The organism is Mycoplasma zalophi, from assembly GCF_025486335.1.
In the GTDB taxonomy this organism is placed as follows: domain Bacteria; phylum Bacillota_I; class Bacilli_A; order Mycoplasmatales; family Metamycoplasmataceae; genus Metamycoplasma; species Metamycoplasma zalophi.
This window is the reverse complement of sequence record NZ_JAOOPZ010000001.1, coordinates 101,858-123,594: the sequence shown is the minus strand read 5'-3', so window position 1 is coordinate 123,594 and position 21,737 is coordinate 101,858. Positions and strand designations below refer to the sequence as shown.

Below are 21,737 nucleotides of genomic sequence, written 5' to 3'. Positions count from 1 at the left end.
ATAAAAACTAGCGCAATAAAGCACTAGTTAATTAATCAAATAAGCTAATTCTATTGTCTTCAGGTAAACCGTCTAAAATTCCTAATTCTTGCATTGTTTTTTGAATTCTTGAATTAACTTTTGTTCTTGTCATTAGATCTTCAACGCTTAAAATTGGATATTGATTCCTTGCTTCTACAATTGTTTGAGCAACAGAGATACCCATTGAGTCTATAGTTGTAAATGGTGGTATTAAAGCGTTTTGATCATAATCTATTATTCATTCACTTGTTTGTGATTTTTCAATAGAAACAGGTAATATTTTAAATCCTCTAGCATAAAGTTCTTGAGCTATTTCTAGTTCAGGTAAAGCTGCTTGTTCCTTTGATGATAATTTATAAGAATTTTTATTCATTTCAACAATTCTTTTATCCACAACTTCTTTACCTTTGGTCATAGATTCAATTTCGAATGTACTTGCTCTTGTTGTAAAGTAACTTGCATAGTATTCTAAAGGATAATATATTTTGTATCAGGCAATTCTTCAAGCCATAATTACATAAGCAGCAGCATGAGCTTTAGGAAACATATACTCAATTTTTTTCATAGATTCAATATATCAAGAAGGAACATTGTGCTCAAGAAGCATTTTTTCTTCTTCGTCAGTTATTCCTTTTCCCTTACGAACTTTTTCCATAATTTTAAAACTTGAAAGAGGTTCGACTTTATTTCTCATTAAATAAGCCATAATATCATCACGACAACAAACCAATTGATTTAATTTTAAATGCCTTGTTTTTATTAATTCTTCAGCATTTCCAGTTCAAACGTTTGTTCCATGACTAAGTCCACTTAAACTGATTAAATCAGCAAATGATGTTGCTGTATAAGTTTTTAACATTCCTCGAACAAAACGTGTACCAAATTCAGGAATACCTTTTACACCTGTTCTTTCATTTATTTGGTCAGGAGTAATATTTAAAGCTTCTGTTGAATTAAATAAAGATAATACCTTAGGATCTGATTTAGGTATACTATCATATTTAACGTTGGTTAAATTTTCAAGCATTTTTATAGTGGTTGGATCATCTTTTCCTAGTAAGTCAAGTTTTAGAACATTATCATGAATAGATTTAAAATCAAAATGAGTAGTTTTTCATTCATTTTGATCATCGTTTGCAGGATAAACAACAGGTGTAAAGTCTTCAACGTCAAACTCTTTTGGAATTATTATTATTCCCCCGGGGTGTTGCCCTGTGGTTCTTTTTACATTTGTACATTGATTTCCTAAAAAGTCTAAAAATTGATTTGAAAACCGTTCTTGACCAGCATTTATTAATTCGTCATATTTTTTAGCAAATCCATATCCTGTTTTTTCTTTAACTTTTAAAACAGTCCCAGCTCTATATGTGTGTTTTTCTCCAAACATTTCTTTAACTGTATTGTGAATTATATTTTGATATTCTCCTGAAAAATTTAAGTCAATATCAGGAACTTTATCAGCATTAAAACCTAAAAATGTTTCAAATGGTATTGAATGCCCATCTTTAATTAAAGCTTCATTACAATTTGGACAATGTTTATCAGGTAAATCCCATCCACATGATAGTTCTGCCGTTGTTTCAAACATTTCTAAATATTTACATTTAGGACATAAATAATGTGGTGGAAGTGGATTAACTTCAGTTATTCCACTTAAGTTTGCAACAATACTTGATCCAACAGATCCACGACTTCCAACTAATCATCCATCATCGCCAGCTTGTTTTATTAATTTGTGGCTTATTCAGTAAATAACACTGTATCCATACTCAATAATTGGGTTTAATTCTTTTTTAATTCGAGTTTCAATTAGTTCTGGTAAAGGATTTCCATATCTTTCATAAGCTGTTTTGTAAACAATTTCTTTCAATTTGTCGGGGCTATTATCAAAATTAGGAACATATAATTTATCTTTAATAACTTGAATTTTTTCAATTTGTGAAGCAATTAAATGTGTATTATTAATAACTAAATCTTCAATTGTTTGTTTATCTTCTAAAAATTTAAATTCATCTAGCATTTGATTTGTTGTTTTAAAATCTAAAGTAGGATAAAAATTAATGTCTTTAGTTTTGTAGTTAAATAATCAATGTTTTTTAGCATTTACTTGATCTGCAAAAATATACACTTGATGTGCTAATTTTTGAATCGCGTCAATATAACGACAATCACTAACTGCAACAGGAATTTTGTTATATTTTTTAGCCAATTTAATAACTCATTTGTAAGCATCTTTTAGTTGATTTTCTGAAATTTGACCTTTTTTAATTTGATAATTATAAGTACTTAAAGGTGCAAACTCAATGTAATCGTATTTTTTTATCAATTCCTCAACATCTTTTGAAGTTCCTGTGAAAACTGTATTTCAAAAATATGAGTTGTGTGTTGAGGTGCCAATAAATAAATCATTTGAAAATTCTAAGTCTTCAATAAAGATTCTTGCTCCTGCGTTGTAATTATCAGTTGAAGCTTGAGAAAAAATTTTAAATAGCTGTTTTAATCCTGTTTGATTTTTCGCTAAAATACGTACTTCATAAGGTATTTTTTTTGAATAATAAAGACTATCTATGTAATTTCTTAATTGACTTGAATTAGTGATTTTTAAATCTCTTTCTAGTTTTATAATCATTTTTATTCAAACATCACTTAAAACTTTAGCGTCTTGATCTGCCCGGTGTGCTTTATCATCGTCATAAAAAACATCAAACTTTTTAGAAACAGAAGAAAGTCTAAAACGTGTATTTTGAGGAAATAATATTCTTGCTATATTTAATGTATCCAAAGCTAAAATATCTAATTCTTGTAAATTGTGTTTCTTAAATAACTCTCTAACATGCCCAATATCAAAAGAAGCATTATGAGCGACTGCAACACCGCTTTGTAAAATACTATGAATTTTCATAGCACCTTCTAATTGACTTAGTCCTAAACTTTCTAACATATCATTATCAATTTTAGTTAACTCAGTTGTAAATGCTGAAATAGGAGTTGTGGGTTTCATAAAAAATTGAATTTTTTCTAATATTTCTCCGTTTTGAATTATTACTGCTCCAAATTCAATAATTTCATCATAAATAGGACTTAAACCACTTGTTTCTAAGTCAAACACAATGTATTTTTGATTTTTTAAATCAAAATCTTTTGTGCCATAAACGATTTCATTAGATTTACTAATAAGATTTGAAGTTACTCCATAAATAGGTTTTATATTTGCATTTTTTGATTCTTTTTCTAAATCTGGAAAAGATTGTACTGAATCTGTATCTGTAATAGCAATCGCTTCATGACCTAATCGTTGTGCTAAATTAATATAATCTTGTGTAGAATTTAAACCATCTTGAGTGGATAAGTTACCCCTTATTGCAAGCTCAATTCTTTTTTTAGCTGCAGTGTCTAAAAAATTATTTCATAATGGATTGATTTTTTGAATTATGTGAGCGTTCATAAGTTTAATTTTTAAATAATTATCATAATCCATTGTTCCTGAAACTTCAACAAAATCACCATTTTTTAGATCTTTAATTTCCGGATTTCTTTGTGTCACTATTTTAGCTTCTGTGAAATCACTTATTGTAAATTTTAAAATAGTAAAATTTTCTTTTATGTTTTTATATTCAACATTAAAAATTTGTCCTTTTATTTTTAAATTTACTGCAAACTCAGTATCAAGCTCATCAATTTTTACTTCCTTATATTCTTTTTTATTTTTTTTATAAAAATTATTTTCGGGTTTTGAAAAGCTTTGGGGTTGGTCTTTTTTATTGTCTTCATTTTTTCAAAATTCTTCAATGCTTTTTTTGTAAATGTTGCTTGCATTAGATTTATTTTGAACTTGATCAAATCTTTGTATCATTATTTTTATTTCAGGATAACCATATTTATGTAAAACATTTTCAAATTCTTCTTTATATTTATTAAATCTATTTAAGAATGTTTCTGTTTGTCCTTTTATTATTAAAATATTTGGGTCTTTATGTTCAATATTTATATGTGATAATTCTTTTGTAATTGAAGCAATGCTGGGATTTTCTTTTTCTAATCCAAATTGTAAATAATCAAGCATGGTTTTTGGGTCATATTGTGGAACTTGAACAGAAATTTCCAGGTCTAGTGGAATATTTAATTTCTTAGTAGCTTCTAAGAAATTTTTATATTTTTGAATACCAATGTGATAATCAAAAACGATATGTAAATGTAATTTACCTTCTGATTCTGAGTATTCTACATTGTCAACAAAGCATTTTTCAAAATCTTCATCGGGTTGAAAATTTATTTCATTACAAAATTTTAAAAGAGTTTTATCCATAATATTCTCCTAAACATAAATAAATAAAATTGTTCAAATAATTGTAACGAAACTCAAAGAGTCTAATCTATCCATAATTCCCCCATGACCAGGAATTAAATTACTATAATCTTTGATTCCAAAATACCTTTTCATTTTTGAAAACATTCAATCACCAAAAATAGCAAAAGGACTCAATAGTAATACAGCTAAAACTATTTGTGGAGTATTTGTAAACATAGTGGCAAAAGAATTGTGAGTTAGATATCCTAAGTAACCAACTAAAAAGGTTACTATTAAACCAAAAAATAAAGAAAAGAAAGCACCTTCATAAGTTTTATTAGGACTAGTTTTTGGCATTAAATTTTGTTTTATAAATTTATGACCTAAAAAATAACCTCCAAAATATCCAAAAGTATCTACTGCTGCAACAATAAGTTCTAAAGCAATTAAATAATAAAAATTAGCAATATTGATAACAAACAAAATTTTAAAAAATCATGATATAAAAATTGCGGAAAATGTAGCAATTAAAAAATCTTTTCAAGTAACTTTTCCAAAGCTTATAAAGTAAGCAATTGTTAAAAATATAAATGCTAAAATAACATTAAAATATGCAAACTTACCAAAATCGATAGGGTACATTACAAAGTTCAAACTAATTTTTGTAAACTCAATAGGATAACCTGTTAAATCATTAAAAAATAAGTCGCTTGTAAATAAATTAAGTGGAAAAACTCAAATGCTCAGTGAAGCTAAAATAATAAAAATTTTGGATATCTCTTTAAAATTAGTATGTTTTATAACTTCATATGCTGCTCATGTTGAAATCGATAAATAAAAAGAAAAGCCAATAATTTTACCAACAAACTGACCATAATAAGTTATAAAAATTAGAGGTATTAAAATCAGTAGTAATATTAAAACACTTTTCGATCTTTTTATTATATTTTTCATATTATATTGTTAATAAATCTTTTTCTTTTACAGAAGATAAATTGTTTATTTTATCGATATTTGAATCAACATTTTTTTGAATTACATCTAAATAATGTTTTTGAATGTCTTCACTTAATTCTTTATCATTTTTAATTGATTTATTAATATCTTGACGAATTTGTCTAATTCCAACTCTTGCTTGTTCTGTTAAATGATTTAATTCTTTAACCATTTCTTTTCTTTTTTCAGTAGTCATTGAAGGGTAAGTTAATCTAATTTGGTTACCTTCATTTGCAATTTGAATTGGTAAATTGTAATCTTTAATTGCTTTTTCAATTTCTTTGGTTGAACCAACATCATAAGGTTTTACTAGTAATTGTAAAGGGGTTGCAATAGCAATAGAAGCTAATTCATCTAAAGTCATTTCTGAACCGTAATAATCTACTTTTATTTTATTTACTAAATTTGGATTTGCTCTTCCTACAGCAATTTTTTGCATTTGATTATCAAAATTATCAATAACTTTTTTGGCTCTTTCTTCTAATTCCATTAAATATAAATCTATTTCCATGTTTCTCCTATTTGTGTACTCTTGTGTGTGTTATTGTTCCGTTTATTGCCTTTAGCAATGAATCTTCTTCATTTATATTGAAAATTAGTAATTCAATATTGTTATCTTTAGCCATACTTACAGCAGTTAAATCCATTATTCTTAAATCTTTATCTAAAATCTCGGTGTATGAAATTTCACTAAATCTTTTTGCATTAGGGTTTATTTTAGGGTCTGAGTCATAAACACCTTCAACATTATTTTTGCCCATTAATATTGCTTCTGCTTCTATTTCACTTGCAAAAAGTGTTGATGCTGTATCAGTTGTGAAAAAAGGTCTTCCTGTTCCACCTGCAAATATTACCACTTCTTTATTTGATAAATATTTTTTTGCTTTTTCATTAATATAAACTTCACAAACTTTTGGATCCATTGTTAGTGATGATAATACACGACATTCAAGTCCATGTTTTTCAAATCCAGATTGTAGTGCAAGTGCATTCATTGTAGTTGCTAACATACCTATATAATCAGCTCTTACTCTGTTAATTCCATTTTTTTCAGCGCTGGTTCCTCTTCAAAAGTTTCCACCACCCACAACTATTGCAACTTCAACACCACTATTTATAATTTTTTTAAGTTGTGATGCAAATTTTTGTACTAATTCATAATCTATTGCTAATGACTTTTGTTTATTTGCTAATCCTTCTCCAGATAATTTAATTAAAACCCGTTTGTATTCCATAATCCCCTCTTTTTATTTCTTTTATTTTACATTATTAATGCTTATTTTACTTTTAAAAAATGCAATTAAATAATTAATCAGAAATTTTTTTATCAAATTTAAGTAATTTTTGTTTTGCTTTTTTTACAGCATCAAAAGCTGCACTTCTGCTTGTTACAAGTTCTTTTGCAATTTCACTATAACTTAAATCTTCAAATAAATGTAAATAAAGTGCTTGCTTTTGTGTTTGGGTTAGTAAGTTTTGGTATTTTTCAAATGCAATAGAAAAAAATTCTCTCTCTTCTATGTCGTTATTTGTCATTATCATCCTTCATTAAAGCAAAAATAAATGTTTCTAAATCAAATTCCATTAAATCATCAACTTTTTCACCTAATCCAACAAATTTAACATTTATTCCTATTTCATCTCTAATAGTTAAAATAATTCCACCTTTAGATGTTCCATCCATTTTCGTTAAAATAATTCCTGATAAGTCAGTTATTTCATTAAATAATTTTGCTTGACTAATACCATTTTGTCCCGTTGTTGCATCAACAACTAACAAACTTTCATGTGGTGCATTTTCAATTTTTGAAGAAATAATTCTTTTAATTTTTGCAAGTTCATTCATTAAATTTACTTTGTTTTGTAATCTACCTGCAGTATCAATTAATAAAACGTCATATTTTTTTTCAATAGCTTCTTCACATGATCTAAACACAACGGCAGAAGGATCTTTTTCATTTTCAAGAGGTTTAAATAAATTAAATTTAACTTTATCTGCTCATTGTTCTAATTGTTCAACCGCTGCATCTCTGAATGTATCAGCAGCAACAACAAGAGTTTTTAGACCTTGTTTTTGAAAATTATTTGCTAGTTTTGCAACAGAAGTTGTTTTCCCTGCTCCATTTACACCAACTACCAAAATTACATTTAATCTACCTTTTTGAACATCTAAAGCTGTATCTACAGTTGAATTTGAAACATAAAGTGTAAATAATTTATCGGCTATTATTTCTCTAATTAGTTTTGGATCTTCAATATTTTCTATTTTAACTTCTTTTTTTATTTCTTTAATAAGAACATCAACAAGCTTCATAGAAATATCACTCATTATTAATATTTCTTCTAAGTTTTCAAAATATTCTTCATCAATTTTATTGTGCTTATTTTCTATTTCTTTAATTAATTTTGTAAAAGAACTATTAGATTTGGTTAATCCAGAAACATAAGTATTTACTTTTTTGGTTTCTTTATTTAAATCATCTGTTTTTGAATTATTGAAAATACGTTGTTTAAGTTTTGTTAAAAAACCCATAACTCTCCTTTTCACATTATTACTTTATATTTTAATATAAAATTATTTGTTTTCCGTAAATAAGTAAAATAAAAAAATCAAACATAAAGAATGATTTTTTAAATTTTAATGCAAATTATTTATTTAAAATGTTTAAATTATCAATAAAGAATTTTTTTATTTCTTTAGGTTTAATTGAGTTGTTTGTAAAGTAAAAATAAAACATTAATTTACTTTCTTTTTTATCTAATTTAATAGTCAGCCATTGTTTATTGGGAAAAAAGAATTGAAATAGAAATAATTCTTTATTGTTATTTAAATGCGTTAAAAGTTTTTTATTTATTATATTTAAATTAGCTATTTCTCCAACTCCTGATAATCATTCAATAATATTTTTAACAAAATCTTGTTCAATTGCAAAATCAAAATTAGTTACTTTGTGATTTTCTGAGAATTTTTTCAGACTATCTAATTTAGAATTTAAACCATTATTTTGAGTTAATTGATAATTTAATAATTCAGATAAAATTAAAAACAACATAATAGGGTTAAATTTTGTCATATGTTCAATATTGCTAAATAGTTTTGCATCTTCGTTTATGTAGATGTATTTTAAAGTAGATTTAAAATCACCATCATTAATTAATTGATCTATTTTCAATGAATTTTCAAAGTATTTTTCACTGTATATTTTTAATTTATCAGATATAAAATCGGATAAAATAATTTGTTTTATAAAAGTATCATCATTTTCTTTATTTTTATGTAAACCAATGTAATCCAAAATAAGACCTATAACATCATCTTCTTCAATTTTTTTAAATTGATTCAGTATTTTATGTTTATAAATTGTTAATTTTTCATTATTTTCTGAAAAATCAACAATGTAAAAATTCTGCAATTCTTTTACATATTTAAAAGTAAATAATGAATCATTTTTTATAATAAATTCTTTTTCTATAAATTTATATGAAAAATCTAACTGTCCTAAAACTTTAGTTAATATGCTTTTGTTAGAGTTTGTAGGAATAATTCCAATTTTTAGCATTTTTTTATCATTAGATCTTAATCTTAACTTTAAAATATTTTTTACATATTCCTGTAGTAATAATTCAGTATTTAAATATGTTGATTGAGAATCTAAATGTTTAATATTTGTTTTTTTAAATGTTTCAAATCTTATTTTTACATCATCAAAAAAGCGATTAGGAATTTTTAATCCATCCCCTTGATAAAACGAAATTGATTTTGTTTGCTTATTTTGTGAATAAAGTCCAAAATGGATTAAAACTGTGAAACTTTTAGTTTGTTTTAATGTAAATAATGCAAAATCTTTTGTAATAGGTTGATTATTAAGTTGTAAGTATGTTTTTATTTTTTGTGATCCTAAAACATTTGCAAAAGATTGAACACAAGAAGCTAAATTTTGATCAGAACCATCATGAGTTATTAATATTTTAAGTTTTGATAAATCTTGTAATGAATTTAAAACATCACAAAATGCATAAGCTCATTTTGCTGAAACTAATTCATTGATTTTTCATTCCCCTAAACCACAAGGTCCAATAATTTCTGAATCTTTAATAGTTATTTCGTTGAAAAAATTACTATTTGGGTTAGCTAATTCTTTTTTTATTGTTGTAATTGATTTTTTATCTTTTTGATAATAATTTAATCAAATTTCTCATTGATCCATAAATAATCCTATTCGTTATCTTCAAAACCTGTATTATACATTTTTGTATAAAATCCATTTAATGCCATAAGTTCTTCATGAGAACCCTTTTCAATAATTTTACCATTATTAACTACTAAAATTGCTGTTGCAGATACTATTGTAGATAAACGGTGAGCGATAACAAATGAAGTTTTCCCTTCCATTAAATGTAACATTGCTTTTTGAATTTTTTTCTCTGTTTGTGTGTCAACATTTGAAGTTGCTTCATCTAAAACTAAAATATTTTTATTTGCTAAAATTGCTCTAGTTATTGCAATTAGCTGTCTTTCACCTTGACTTAGTATTGAACCTGTTTGGTCAATTATTGTATTGTAATCATGATCTAATTTTAAAATAAAGTCTTCTGCAAATGACATTTTAGCTGCCTGCTTAATTTCTTCATCTGTTGCATTTAAGTTACCATATCTTAAGTTTTCTAAGATAGTACCTTTAAATAAATAAGTGTCTTGTAATACAATTGAGATTTGATCTCTTCATGATTGTTCACTAATTGAAAGAATATTTTTATCGTCTAAAAGAATATCTCCTTTTAGTGGTAAATAGAATTTAGAAAGTAAATTAACAATTGTAGTTTTACCTGCGCCTGTTGGACCTACAATTGCAATTGTTTGCCCTTTTTTAGCTCAAAATGTTGCATTTTTTAGTTGCAATTTATCGGGGTTATTTGTATATGAAAAATCAACATTTTCAAATTTAACATCCCCTTTAAAATCATTAATATTTTCTAATTTAGTTTGATCCACTTCAGGTTTTAAATTTGCTAATTCTCTTATTCTTGAGCTTGATGCTACAGCGGCTTGTACAGAAGAAACTATATCAACTGATTCTAGCAATTGGTTTGTAAACATTTTTAAATACATTGTAATAACAATTAAATTTCCAAAAGTTAAAACACCATTACCTCCACTTTTGTTATTTAATATTAGTAATGTACCCACGATAGTAACAATTAATTGTAATAACATACTTGCAAAATTTGAATATGGATATACCATTTGTGAAAAAATATTTGCTTTTAATGAAGGTTTTACTAATGAATTATTAAATGTATCAAATTCTCTATTTGCTAATTCAATTTTATTAAATGTTCTAATTAAATGTTGACCTTTTATAATCTCTTCAATATGACCATTTAAATTACTTAATTTATCTTGTCTTGCTCTAAATTGAGGCATTGCTAATTTTAAAAATATAAAAGAAAATGAGTATAAAAATATTATTAATGCAATTGACAGCAAGGCTAAATATGGACTTAAAATAAATATTAAAGAAATTGATAATATTGTAAAATTTATCAAAATCATAAATTTAGAAATTACCAATAATAGTCCCTGAGCAACCATGTCTATATCATTTGTTAAAGTGCTCATTAAACTACCTGAATTTTGTTTATCAAAGTAGCTTATTGGCATTTTCATTAATCTATTATATGCTTTTAGTCTTATTTGAGTTGCGGCTTTTTGACTAGCTTTTACACTAAAAACATTTGTTGCTAATAACATTGAGTTACTTACAATGTAGCAAGTAGCTATAGCAACTAGAATTAAAATAAAATTATTTGCATCAAATCCATTGTTTAAGGCATCGACAGAAAAATATCTATCAAATACTCAACCTATTAAGTAATTTGTTGCAATAATTGTTGCAGTTGCGATTAAAGTTACTAAATAAATTAAAAATATTGCATATTTTGGAATGTCATATAAACTAATTAAATGTTTAAATTCTTTACGGTAATTTATTGGAATTTGTTGACCGTTAGGATGTTTTGGTGGTCCAAATCTCATTATTTACCTCCTTGTGACTCAAAAATTTCTTGATATAGTTTATTTGTTTTTAATAAATTATCATGAGAATCAAAACCTGACATTTTACCATCTTCAAGTACAAGAATTTTATCTGCTTCACGAATTGAATTTAATTTTTGACTAATGATAATAGTTGTTAAATTTTTAAAATTCTCTTTTATGTTTTGACGGACTATTTTATCAGTTTTATTATCTAATGCACTGGTTGAGTCATCAAAAATTAAAATTTTTGGATTTTTTAAGAGCGCTTGTGCAATAAATAATCTTTGCCTTTGCCCACCACTTATATTAGTTGAACCTTGAGAAATATTATGATCTAAGTTATCTTCAAAACTGTAAACAAAATCATAAGCATCAGATATTTTTAAAACTTTATCTATATCTTCTTTTGTTGCGTTTTGATTTGCAAGGTGCATATTTTTTAAAATTGATCCACTAAATAAAAATGGTTTTTGGTATACATATGAAATTTTTGAATTAATGTTTTCTTGATTATATTCTTTTACGTTTTGATTATCAATTAAAATTTCTCCATTTTCTACATCTCATTCATGTACAAGCAAATTTGCTAATGTAGTTTTTCCTGAACCTGTTGGACCAATTATTCCAATAGTTTGACCTGCTTGAATTTTGAAGTTTAAATTTTCTAATACTCTTTTTTCTGAGTCTTTGAAATATCTAAAGCATACATTTTTAAATTCAATAGATCCAGAATCTATTTGTTTTGTATTGTTTTTGTTTGTTATTAGGTTATTTTTAATTTCGATAACTGAGAAATATCTTTTTGCAGAAACTTGACTTCTAAATAAGTAAACACTAACAAAAATACTAATTACAAGTCCATGAGTTACAACTTGTAAATAACCCATAAATGCATTAATTGAAACTATAAAGTTTTGATATTCATTTATAACATCTGGAGTAGCATTTTCTAAATTAGGTCTTGAAATTCCTGCTATTGCCAAAATAACTACTGTTGAAATGTTAATCAATATCATTGTGATAATAAATGCAAATATTTGAATTAAATTACTTTTAATTGATACTCCCAATCATAAATTACTAATTTTAGTAAATTTAGATTCTTGGTTTTTTTCTAAGTTATATGATTTTATAACTTTTATACCATTAATACTTTCTCTACTTTCTAGGTTAATTTGATCAGTTATTTGTTGTTGTTTTTTAAATAATGGTAATCCTTTTCAAAAAATTATTCCTGTTAGTGTTAAAAGCAGCGGTATTAAAACAGCAAAAGAAATTGAAAGTTTTAAGTTTGTTAAGATAGCAAAAACAAATCCCCCAATAAAAAATATTGGCCCTAAAATACTTCTTCTTAAACTTGAAATTACCCCATCTTCAATTTTTGCAATATCATTTGTTAAATTAGTAATTAATTTTTCTTGTGAAAGTTCATTAATTTTTTCACTATTTAAAGATTGAATATGATAAAACAATTTTTGTCTTAGTGATTTCGATACGTTAATACCTACGTAATTACTTAAAACTGTAGCGGTCATTCCAAATGCTACACCTAAAATCATTGTTCCAATAAATAATATTGAAATATGAGTTATTGCTTCTGTTGGTGAATCATAAGGTCCTAAATTTACAATTCCAATAATTTTTATAATAATATTCGCTTTTTCTTCGTTTCTTGAAGCAAATGTTGCAACTTGACCAATTAATTGTGAAATTAAATTAGGAAATAACAAAAAAATTGAAATCTGTAAAACAGTAAATAAAATACTTAATGCAGCCACTAATTTATATTTAAGTGGCATACTTTTTATTATTCTTCACATATTAATCCTTCCTTTTAAATATTTTTTTGGGTTTCTTAATTATTTCAAAGCGGGTTATTTCATTGATTTTTAAATTTCTTTTTTCAATAAAATTTATTATTAGTTTATAAATTGTGTATACAGGAATAATAATTGCAACTAATCCAAAACTATAAATTAATAAATTGGAATAAGCACCAAAATCAGTAAAAATATTAAATACTTGAGCTATTGGTTTAACAAAAACAACAAGTAAAAGTCATGCAATACTAAAAATAATTGATAAATAAACTTTTCAGTAATATAAAGGATTAGAAATAAATATAGATTTTTTGGTCATTAAATTAAGAGAATTAAATGTTGCTCCAATACCTATTACAAGAAAGGCAACAGTACTTGCAACCTTAACAAAATCTTCATTGTTTATGCTTGGATTATTTAAAGCATAAATTGCTCCTAAGTAATAACCTATTAAACTTAAAATACCAATAAATATTCCTTGTCATAACGTGTTTCACCCCATGTTTCTTGCGAAAATACTTTCGAATTTAGAATGAGGTCTAATTGTCATGTATGTTTCTTTAGAATTTTGAATTCCAAGAGCAATTGCAGGAAATCCGTGAGTAAATAAATTAATTCATAATAATTGTGTTGCTGAAAGAATAAAGAATTGGAAATTTTCATTTTGAGTCATTATATTTTTAATTTCTTGTGAAAATATCGACCTAAATATTAAAAGACCAAAGAGAACTAAAACAATTTCAGCGATCGATGTAACTAATAAATTTTGAATTACATTTCTTATTCTTTCATATATTTTTCTACCGTTAGAAACTGCCTTTACAACGGTAGAAAAATTATCATCTACTAAAATTAAGTCAGATGCTTGCTTAGATACTTCTGTTCCAGTTATACCCATAGCGCAACCAATATCGGCTGCTTTTAGGGCAGGTGCATCATTTACTCCATCTCCTGTCATTGCAACTACTTGATCTAATTTTTGTCAAGTTTTTACTATTCTGATTTTATCTTTTGGAGCAACTCGAGCATATACAGCATATTTATGAATATTTTTTTCGAATTCTTCATCACTTAATTTATCTAATTCAGTACCGGTGATAACTAAATCTTCACTACCAAGTATTCCTAATTCTTTTGCAATAGAACTAGCCGTTATTAAGTTATCACCAGTAATCATAATAGGTTTCATTCCTGCTTGTTTACATAAATGAATAGATTCTTTTGAAGTTTCTCGTGGAGGATCAATCATCGCAATTAAACCTTCAAAATGTAAATTATTTTCAACCTCTGTTTCAGTTACGCTTGATATATCTTGGTTTGTATTAAGTTTTTTTGTTGCAATAGCTAAAACTCTAAAACCTTTTTTTGCTCATTGTTCATTTATGTTTTGATATTCTGAAATATTTTGGTTATTTTCTAAAAGATTAAAAATACTTTCGGGAGCACCTTTTGTAATTAATATGTTTTCATTATCTAATTCATAAATAACACTCATTAATTTTCGTTCACTATCAAATGGGAAATTTTTTATTCTTATATTATTGTGCTTTAGATTATTTGCAGATAATTTGGTGTATTTTTCATAAGCATGCAATAGTGCAATTTCAGTTGGATCTCCAACTTCTTCAATTTCATCATTTTTTTTGAAAATATTTGCTTCAGTACAAAGACTAAATAATTTAAGTAATTTATGAAAATCTTTATTATTTTCTAAAAATTTATTATTTGTTCAAGCATTTACAACTGTCATTTTATTTTGTGTTAATGTACCTGTTTTATCTGAACAAATAATTGCAGTTGATCCTAATGTTTCAACTGCCATTAAATTTTTTACAATAGCATTTTCATTTGCCATTTGTTTTACACTAAGACTTAAAATAATAGTTGTAAATGCTACAAGCCCTTCAGGTATTGCAGCTACTGCAAGTGAAATTGAATTAACTAAGCTAGAACTTCAAAAACCAGTACTTTTTAAGTTTCCAGTATCTGTAACTTGGAAAATGATTTGTGCAATTAAAGAAAAAACAAATAAAATAATTCCTGAATATCCAAAAATCTTTCCTAATTTATTTATCTTTAGCTGTAAAGGTGTTAAATTTGTTTCTTGTTCATTTAATAAGTTAGAAATTTTACCTATTTCAGTATTTTTTCCAACTTCAGTAACAAGAACTAGCCCTGTACCATTTGATACACTTGAAGAACTAAAGACCTTAAATTTTTGCTCCGCTATAGGTAAATTAAAATTATGAATTTCATTTGCATTTTTTTCACTAGGAAGTGATTCTCCTGTTAAAGAACTTTCGATGCAATATAAATTATGACTTTCTAATAAAATACCATCAGCACCTACAACATCACCTGATTCAATAAATAAAATATCACCAACAACAATATTTTCACTTTTAATATTTTGTAATTTGCCATTTCTAATAACTTTAGACATCATTGGACTCATATTTTTTAAAGAATCTACTGCCCTTTGACTTTTTACTTCCTGAGCAGTTCCAACTATTGCATTAGTTACAACAACAATTAAAATAATAAATGGTTCAATAAATGATATAGTTAATTCTGAATTTCAGTTTCAATTTTCATAAATACCTTGATAAATCGCTAATCCAAAAGAAATAACAGTTGCAATTAAAAGTAGCACAACCATTAAATCTTTAAATTGCTCTAAAAAGAATAGAAAAATAGATTTTTTCTTTTTCTCTTCTAAAATATTTTTTCCATATTTATTTTGATTAATAATTATTTGGTCATCATTTAGACCTAATTTTGGATTAGTATTTAAAGCTTTTATATCATTCATAATAACCATCCTTGTACATATTTTATATAGTTACTTATTAATATTAAATTATATATTATATAAATTAATTTTATTTATCTAATAAAAAACTCTTTTTTATATTAATTATCATTTTTTTAGTTTATATATTAAAATTAAAATATGAATTTAACAGAATTAAACAATTTTATTTTTGATTTAGATGGAACATTATTAGATTCATCTAAAGAAATAAACAAAGAAACCTTAGAAACAATAAAGAAACTAAAAAAATTAGGAAAAAGATTTTCAATAAATACAGGAAGAACACCTTTAATAAGTATGAAATTTATGGCGCAAATTGAACCAGATTTTCCTTGTTCATTTTGTAATGGTGCTATTATTTATGACTGAAAAACTAAGCAAATTATTTCTAAAAGAACTATTCCTCACGATAACGCAAAACAAATTATTGATGTTTTATTTTCAGAACAAACAACAACTTTAGTTTATACAACAGAAGCAATTTATTATAAACATTTTGTAAAAGAAAGTGATTGAGTTTCAAAATTATTACATGTTAATAATAAATTAGAAGATGAATTTAAAGTAAATATTCAAGAAATGGAAAATGATTTTGATGTAACAAAACATGAAATATTTAAAATAATTTGTATTACTAATGAAGTTAAAGGAAACATGGATGAAGTAAGAGAAAAATTATCATCATTAGAGGATATTTATTCATTACAATCAAATGGAGTTATTTTAGATATTATTCCTAAAGATTCAGATAAAGGAACAGGTTTAAATTATATCTTTGATAATGGTTTTGCAAAATTTGAAGATACATGTGTTTTTGGTGATGAAAAAAATGATTTACCTATGTTTAAAGTAGCTAAATATAGAGCAGTTTTAGGACAAGCAAGAGAAGAAATTAAAACAGAAGCTAAAACAATGGGACTAACATGAATACTTGATTCCAATGATGACAATGGAATTGGTAAATTTTTAGAAAAAACAGCCTAAAATCAGTAATAAATACTCATAAATAACGCAATTATTTGATTGATTGTGTTTTTTATTTATACTTGCTAATTATTAATTATAATATTATAGTTATGAACAAACAAGATTTAAAAAAATTAATTAGAACAGTAAAAGATTTTCCAACAGAAGGGATTCTTTTTAAAGATATATCATATTTATTAGCTGATGGAGAAGCTTTAAATTATACAATAAATGAAATGGCAAAATTTACTGAAGATGCCGATATAATTGTAGGCCCTGATGCGCGTGGATTTTTATTTGGAACACCAGTTGCAGCCATCACTAAAAAACCTTTTATTATGGTTAGAAAACAAGGGAAACTTCCAGGTCCTGTTATTTCGTGTGACTATGGCTTAGAATATGGAAGAAATGTTTTAGAAATTCAAGAAGGAATTACTAAAAAAGGTCAAAAAGCAGTTATTATTGACGATGTTTTAGCAACAGGTGGAACATTAGAAGCTATTATTAAACTTTTAAAAAGAGAGGGTGTTGAAGTTTTAAGAATAATAGTTTTAATGGAACTTGACGGATTTGATAGCCATCAAAGATTAAATGTTCCTATTGAAAGTTTAATTACTATTAAACAAGGTGAATAATGAAAAAAATATACTCTTCTTATAACCAGGTTCCAGAAGAATATAAGTGAGATTTAGAAAGTATTTTAAAAAATACAACATTTAAAGAACTAAAAAATCAATACTTTGATATTTTTAGTTACATAATTGCAATTAAAGAATCAAAATATGATTCAAAAGAGAATTACTTAAATTACTTAAAAGTTCAAGAAAAATTTCTTGAACTTGAATTTAAAATTAATAATTATTTGCAAAATAAAAGTTCTATTAATGTTGTTGATCCTGAAATTAATAAAGAAATTGCAGATTTTGATAATAAAGTAGCAAATTATTCAAATAAATTAGGTTCTGAAATAAGCAGGATAAAAAAATACAAAGACAAATTGTTACTTTGAAAAGACACAAAAGAATTTAGTTACATTAAAAATAGCATTGAAAATTCTATTGAATCATTAAAACATACTTTGTCAGATGATGTAGAAAATTATTTACAACAATCTTCTAAAGGTGACACTAATTTAGAAACTGTCTTTGATATCTTAGATAACTCTGAAGTGGATTTTGGATATGCAATATCATCAAAAAATAAAAAGTTTAAAATTACAAATGGAAGTAGAATAAATCTTCTTAAAAATAAAGATGAATTAGTTAGAAAAACAACACACAAAAATTACTTACAAGGTTATTATAAACACAGGCAGTCATTTGCACAACTTTTAATCCAACATTTTAAACAAATTTCAGTAGAAGCTAAAATAAGAAATTATGATTCTGCTGTTGATAGTTTAATTTCATCTGATTATGTTCAAAAACAATTATTAGATATAATTTATAAAAATGTTAAAAAAAATATGTTTCTTTTTAAACAGTTTTATAAATACCAAAAGAAATTTTTTAAAAATAAATTTAATAAAAAAATGCAACCTTGAGATTATCAATTAGATTTAATAAAAACAAAAACTAACTACACTATTGAAGATGCAAAAAATATTTTTAAAGAAATCATTTCTGTTATGCCAAATAGATATAAAGATGTTGCAATAAAGGCACTTGATAGTGGTTGAATTGATTTTGAGAGTGTTAAAAATAAAGAAGGCGGAGCATATTCAATTGGCCAAAGTTATGGAATTGATAAAAAATATATTTTAATGAATTTTGATAATTCTTTGAGTAGTGTAAATACTTTGTGTCATGAAATGGGACACTCAATGCATTCTTATTTTTCTGATAAAAATCAACACATTTTTAATTCACAATATCCAATTTTTTTAGCTGAAATTGCCTCAATATTTAATGAATTACTTTTGACAGATTACTTAATTGAAAATGCTGAAAATGACGAACAAAGATTTAATTATATAAATGAATCTATTCGTGATTTTATTGGAACTGTAATTCAACAAACGATATGAAGTAATTATGAATTCAATTTATATAATGCAATAGATAATGATGAACCTTATGCAAGTTACGAACAATTAGAACAACTTTATGTTGATACAAGGAATGAATATTTCAAAGATATTCATAAAGCAAAAATTTCAAATCATGAAAATATATATTCAGTTATAGTTCCACATTATTATTATGAATTTTATGTTTATAAATATGCTTTAGGATACATAGTGGCTAATGCTTTTTATAAAAAATATAAAACCAAGGGAAAACAAGTTCTAGAAGATTATATTGATAAATTTTTAAGTGCAGGAAGTTCCCAAAAGCCTGCTGATATATTAAAGAATGCTGGTATAGATATTTATGATGAAAATATGTATAAAATGGCATTTGAAAATATAAACGAAAAAATTAATACATATATTAAGTTAGGCAAAAAAATTTTTAATAAATAATGTAAAAAACCAAGTTTAAACTTGGTTTTTTGATTACTTTATAAAATAAAAAACCACATAAAACATTATGTAGCTTTTTATTATTTTTATAGTCTTGGAACAATTTTTGTTTTATAGAAATCAGTACGTTCAATTTTTCATACAACAAGTGTTTGCATAATTTGTCAAATTCCTGTAATAATTCAGTATATTTGTAATCCAGCTTGAAATATAACTCCAAAACCAACAAAGACCATTGTAATTATATTTTGCATTTTATTTGATTTACGTAAAGCTTCACGCTCATATACATTAGTACGTAGTTTATCTTTTTTACGGTTTAAAAATTTAGGTAACATTTGTGCAACTAATTGAATAAGCACACTAATTAAAATAATAGGTAAGTATTTGTATTCACCAGCTAATAAGTTTTGGTAACTTGTAGCTGACATTTGAATTCCATATCATACTGAGTGTTTAATTTCTGGTGAACCTTGTACAATCCTAAACATAACAATTAGAATAGGCATCGCAATTAATGAACTTATCATTGCAGTAAATGGATTTGCATGATTTTTTTTGTACATTTCATTAATTTCTTGTTTTTTCTTTTGTTCCATTTGTTTGTCACCTTTATAAGGTGCATATTTAGCTTCTATTTTTGCTTTTTTAGCATTTAATTCTTGTTGTTTTTGAGAAGCAAATATACTCTTATAACTAATAGCAACAACTATTAATTTTGTAACAATAACAGTAATTATTAATCCTATTATTACAGATCATCCACCTAAATAACTTATTCCATTGATTATTCCACCTAGTAGTTGATTAATAGGGTAAACAAATAATCCATAAAATGGTCCAAATTCTCAGTATTCTGCTCATGTTGCAATCGGACGATGTGGTTCTCCAAATAATGAATTTAATAGGGTTGAGTTATTATTAATATAATTACCTTTATCACTTATATTTTTAAAAGTAACAATGTTATAACCTTCATTATTTGTATTATTTGAAACAAATGATAATCCAGTTAGATTTCCATATTCAATTGTATTAGAGTGAATGAAATTTTCTACTTTTGTAATTACATTTATTTCGTTGTCAGTTAATTGAATATCTTTTTTTTCTGCTAATTTTTTAATAAAACTATTAACTGTATCTAATGCAGTTGCAGTGTTTGGCATATTAGCAAATTCTAAAATGACATCTCAATAACTTTTTGAATCTGTGTCTTGAGAATTTAATTTAGCTTCAATCATTTCATTTTTGAATAATTTAGTAGATTCATCCATCAGTGCTTGATATGTATCGCGACTAAATTTTGATTCAAGTGAAGTATCAAGTATATAATTTGGCAATACAGAAATTTTTATATTTTTAATTCTGTCTTTAACCTCAATTTCAACTCCATTATTTTGAACTTTTTTTCTTGTTCATTCTAAATTTTGAATGTTATAAATATTGGTTCAGGTTGTTACATTGTCGTAACTTTTAACAGATCCATTACCGTTTTCATCACCTTTTGCATAAATTATAAAATTTCCGTTTTTATTATATACACTTCCAGAAATATTTTTACCTTCAGAATTTTGAATCTGAATTCCTAAAGTTTGTGATTTATATGTATCCATATTCCCTTGGTTATTTTTGATTTGTTCTTTAACTAATTTTAATTCTTCAACAGAATCTGCTTTTAAATAAGGGTTATCTTGAATAATTTTTCCAGTATTTGATCTATTAAAGGCTTGGGTGTCTTTGTTATATGCAAAAACCTCAATATTTGGTGAAATATCTTCTTTTTTAAGATATGTTTCGAAACCTGTTCCAACTTTAACCGGAGAACGTAATCCAAATGATTGAGCGCAGCCTACAAAACCTGTTCCAATAACAAAAACAATTAATAAAATTTTTACTCATTTTCAGATTTTTTTAATTAGTGTTTTTGTATCTTTTTTTATATTTTTATCATTTGAATTATGATTCGGATTAAAAAAGTCGTAATGTTTAGATCTAGTTCTTTTGGGCATTACGAATCCTTTCATAAAGTTTTTTAATTTCTTTTTCTTTACTTGCAAAATCAAGTGTAAAAAAAGGTTTTCTTATAATGATTACGCTTTGAACTAATATATCTTCAAAGCTGTTTTGGCGAATAATTTGCCTTATTTGATTTTTATATTTGTTACGCAAAACTGCGTTAGCAAATGTTTTGGGAATGGAAATACCAACTTTATAAATTTCACTTGGTTGATAATAAATAATCACGTATTTTGAAACAAATTGTTTTTTTTGGTTGATTATATTTTGAAATTCCCAATTCTTTCTAACAACATTTAACTTAGTCATTT

The 21,737-nt window shown here is 25.3% G+C and carries 15 protein-coding genes; 3 read left to right on the top strand and 12 right to left on the bottom strand.

Annotation, left to right across the window (positions count from 1 at the left end; translation table 4 throughout):
* Nucleotides 1-31 precede the first annotated feature (31 nt).
* The 10 genes from N8G13_RS00545 to N8G13_RS00500 all read right to left on the bottom strand — a co-directional run bounded on the left by N8G13_RS00545 (nt 32) and on the right by N8G13_RS00500 (nt 15,977).
* Nucleotides 32-4,327 (bottom strand): PolC-type DNA polymerase III, encoded by a 4,296-nt coding sequence (locus N8G13_RS00545; RefSeq protein WP_262289006.1) that lies wholly within the window; start codon nt 4,325-4,327, stop codon nt 32-34.
* Nucleotides 4,328-4,336: 9 nt separating this feature from the next.
* Nucleotides 4,337-5,263, bottom strand: coding sequence for a phosphatidate cytidylyltransferase (locus N8G13_RS00540; RefSeq protein WP_262289005.1), 927 nt, complete (start codon nt 5,261-5,263; stop codon nt 4,337-4,339).
* A 1-nt stretch (nt 5,264) separates the two neighbouring features.
* The gene (gene frr / locus N8G13_RS00535) at nt 5,265-5,816 is read right to left on the bottom strand and encodes a ribosome recycling factor (protein ID WP_262289004.1); all 552 of its coding nucleotides are present in this window, start codon (nt 5,814-5,816) and stop codon (nt 5,265-5,267) included.
* Between the two features lie 7 nt (nt 5,817-5,823).
* Nucleotides 5,824-6,540 (bottom strand): UMP kinase, encoded by a 717-nt coding sequence (pyrH, locus tag N8G13_RS00530; protein WP_246529767.1) that lies wholly within the window; start codon nt 6,538-6,540, stop codon nt 5,824-5,826.
* Between the two features lie 73 nt (nt 6,541-6,613).
* Complete coding sequence (locus N8G13_RS00525) at nt 6,614-6,841, bottom strand: sigma factor-like helix-turn-helix DNA-binding protein (protein ID WP_262289003.1); 228 nt, start codon at nt 6,839-6,841, stop codon at nt 6,614-6,616.
* Nucleotides 6,831-7,838: a signal recognition particle-docking protein FtsY gene (gene ftsY, locus N8G13_RS00520; protein ID WP_262289002.1), complete on the bottom strand. Its 1,008-nt coding sequence runs from the start codon at nt 7,836-7,838 to the stop codon at nt 6,831-6,833. The genes N8G13_RS00525 and ftsY overlap by 11 nt, the downstream gene beginning before the upstream one ends.
* A gap of 115 nt (nt 7,839-7,953) precedes the next feature.
* The gene (locus N8G13_RS00515) at nt 7,954-9,513 is read right to left on the bottom strand and encodes a hypothetical protein (RefSeq protein WP_262289001.1); all 1,560 of its coding nucleotides are present in this window, start codon (nt 9,511-9,513) and stop codon (nt 7,954-7,956) included.
* Between the two features lie 8 nt (nt 9,514-9,521).
* On the bottom strand, nt 9,522-11,342 hold the full coding sequence (locus N8G13_RS00510; RefSeq protein ID WP_262289000.1) for an ABC transporter ATP-binding protein: 1,821 nt from the start codon (nt 11,340-11,342) through the stop codon (nt 9,522-9,524).
* Nucleotides 11,342-13,165 carry an ABC transporter ATP-binding protein gene (locus tag N8G13_RS00505; protein ID WP_262288999.1) on the bottom strand — a complete coding sequence of 608 codons (1,824 nt, stop codon included), beginning with the start codon at nt 13,163-13,165 and terminating at the stop codon, nt 11,342-11,344. Before N8G13_RS00505 ends, N8G13_RS00510 begins: the two co-directional genes overlap by 1 nt.
* 1 nt (nt 13,166) lies before the next feature.
* Complete coding sequence (locus N8G13_RS00500; protein ID WP_262288998.1) at nt 13,167-15,977, bottom strand: cation-translocating P-type ATPase; 2,811 nt, start codon at nt 15,975-15,977, stop codon at nt 13,167-13,169.
* Between the two features lie 141 nt (nt 15,978-16,118).
* On the opposite strand from N8G13_RS00500, the gene N8G13_RS00495 reads away from it, so the two are divergent.
* From N8G13_RS00495 to pepF, 3 genes are all read left to right on the top strand, one after another.
* Nucleotides 16,119-16,964 (top strand): HAD family hydrolase, encoded by an 846-nt coding sequence (locus tag N8G13_RS00495; RefSeq protein ID WP_262288997.1) that lies wholly within the window; start codon nt 16,119-16,121, stop codon nt 16,962-16,964.
* A gap of 92 nt (nt 16,965-17,056) precedes the next feature.
* Nucleotides 17,057-17,581 (top strand): adenine phosphoribosyltransferase, encoded by a 525-nt coding sequence (locus N8G13_RS00490; RefSeq protein WP_216488515.1) that lies wholly within the window; start codon nt 17,057-17,059, stop codon nt 17,579-17,581.
* Nucleotides 17,581-19,410: an oligoendopeptidase F gene (pepF, locus tag N8G13_RS00485; protein ID WP_262288996.1), complete on the top strand. Its 1,830-nt coding sequence runs from the start codon at nt 17,581-17,583 to the stop codon at nt 19,408-19,410. The genes N8G13_RS00490 and pepF overlap by 1 nt, the downstream gene beginning before the upstream one ends.
* An 86-nt stretch (nt 19,411-19,496) precedes the next feature.
* On the opposite strand, the gene yidC is transcribed toward pepF, so the two are convergent.
* Both yidC and rnpA read right to left on the bottom strand, forming a co-directional pair.
* Nucleotides 19,497-21,419, bottom strand: coding sequence for a membrane protein insertase YidC (gene yidC / locus N8G13_RS00480; RefSeq protein ID WP_262288995.1), 1,923 nt, complete (start codon nt 21,417-21,419; stop codon nt 19,497-19,499).
* On the bottom strand, nt 21,403-21,735 hold the full coding sequence (rnpA, locus tag N8G13_RS00475; protein WP_262288994.1) for a ribonuclease P protein component: 333 nt from the start codon (nt 21,733-21,735) through the stop codon (nt 21,403-21,405). The genes yidC and rnpA overlap by 17 nt, the downstream gene beginning before the upstream one ends.
* Nucleotides 21,736-21,737: the final 2 nt, after the last annotated feature.